Source organism: Acinetobacter sp. YH16052 (assembly GCF_013417155.1).
Taxonomy (GTDB): Bacteria; Pseudomonadota; Gammaproteobacteria; order Pseudomonadales; family Moraxellaceae; genus Acinetobacter.
The window spans coordinates 1-2,078 of record NZ_VPEO01000109.1; the positions used below are offsets into that span (position 1 = coordinate 1).

Here is a 2,078-nt window from a genome sequence, read left to right on the forward strand (position 1 = left end):
AGTACCAGCGTACGGCCCACAGAATGATGTCACGCTGAAAATGCCGGCCTTTGAATGGGTTCATGTGCAGCTCCATCAGCAAAAGGGGATGATAAGTTTATCACCACCGACTATTTGCAACAGTGCCCTAAGTGCTGCTTGCTGTTTTATATCGATGATGCCACTGGAAAGCTGTTGCATCTGCGCTTCTGTGAGGCGGAAACGACCTTCGACTATATGCTTTCAACCCGAGCCTACATTGAACAATACGGTAAGCCGTTGGCCTTTTATAGCGATAAACATTCGGTTTTCCGAGTGAACCAGAAATCGAGCCAGGACAGCAAAATCACGCAATTTGGCCGGATTCTGAATGAGTTGAAGATAGATATTATCTTTGCCAACTCACCACAGGCCAAAGGTCGCGTAGAACGCGCGAATAGAACCCTTCAAGACCGGTTGATCAAGGAGATGCGTCTGGAAGGCATCAGTTCAATTGCCAAAGCCAATGCCTGGCTACCCTGCTTTATTGAGCAGTTCAACCAGAAGTTTGCCAAGTGTGCGAGAAATTCCAAGAACTTGCATCGCCCTTTAACAGAGTCTGATGTTGAACTAGATGATATTTTTACCTGGCAGGAACCGCGTAAGGTCACCAAGAATCTGACCCTGACGTATGACAAATATATTTATCTGCTTGAACCGACAGAGCTGAATCATAAGCTTGTTGGGTAATACATTTCATTTCTGGAGTATCCGGATGGCACTGTGGCCCTCATGCATGAGGGACGAAAGCTCAACTACAGCATCTTCAATAAACTGGCTGGACTGCAGCAGAATGAAGTGGTTGAGAATAAAAGATTAGGTTCAGTCCTGGCACATATCCAGCAACAGCATGAAGCATTGGAAAAACAGAATAAACGTTCCCGTGCCAAGAAAAGTATGCCAAGTCGTAAAGCTCAGAAAGTTGTTATTGAACAAAGAAATTTAAATCCTGTGCTTGACTCTTGTAGTTAAAAACAGGACATTTTAAATGGTTTATCGCATAGACATTTTAATTGGGGAATAACAGTTTTTCCAAAAAATAGAGATCATTTGAGAATATTTTGATGTATTTTCTAATACCTACATTGATTCTTTTCTTATTAAAAAATAAGATGAGCTTGATTGAAAATGACACTACTGAAGTAGCTTATGTATTTGGGATTCTTGTGAATATAAAATAATGTTCCAAATTACTAAAGAAACCGAAGCATTAAGTACTTTAAATAATTTGAGTTTTTAAACAAATGATGATTAAAAAATTAACCTTCCTGATTAGCTCGGCACTTTTACTAACAGCATGTGGAGGTTCAAGTTCTAAAGTAAATCAAAATAATGACAGCAATAATGCTACTTCTACACCACCTACTTTACCTTTAGATGGTTCACCATCGAACACAACTGTTCATACTTTAGAGTTTCCTATTGCTGAATATAAAATCAAAGCAGTAGATGTTGGGTTGAAGGACCATATTTTTTCTCTTATAGAAAATTACAAGACTACTTTAAATAATAAAATTAATGAAAATACACAGACATTGTATCAACAAAACATCCAATATGATCCAGCTTGGCAATTTCGTAAAGAATATGTGCTGACTAAAAATAAAATCTATTACTCAGCCAATAGCCAACATCCTCAATATCTGGTTTCAAATTCAAATGGAAAAATTATTACAACTTTTGATAGTGAAACTCCTGAATTTAAGTCTACTCTTACCTTTAAAAATATTTCATTAAATAATAGCCCCCTAAATTCTGCTTATGTCACTACTGAACTGTTAAAGAATCCTGGAGAATCTCTCAAAAATGATAAAAATTGGTTAAACCTTTCTAATCAAATTAAAAATATCTCTGGCTCATTTCCAAAAGATTCCGTTTGCCATCAATATTTGACTCAGCAATACAACCAACCAAATATAAGTTTTAGCGAGTTTGATGTGTGCTTAAAAAACAGGAGGGTTTAACTTGGTAAACTATACATACTCATTAGGAGTTTACCATGAGCAAGAAACAGAAGACTTACACCGCAGAATTTAAAGCTGAAGCCATAAAAGCCATTG

General features: G+C 37.2%; 1 protein-coding gene and 1 pseudogene. Both read left to right on the top strand.

Annotation, left to right across the window (positions count from 1 at the left end):
- Window positions 1–129: 129 nt before the first annotated feature.
- Window positions 130–990, top strand: a pseudogene (locus tag FTV42_RS16395) (ISNCY family transposase); the annotation flags it as partial.
- Between the two features lie 272 nt (window positions 991–1,262).
- A complete protein-coding gene (locus tag FTV42_RS16400) occupies window positions 1,263–1,982 on the top strand; it encodes a hypothetical protein (protein WP_180039213.1) in 720 nt (239 codons plus the stop codon).
- Window positions 1,983–2,078 lie beyond the last annotated feature (96 nt).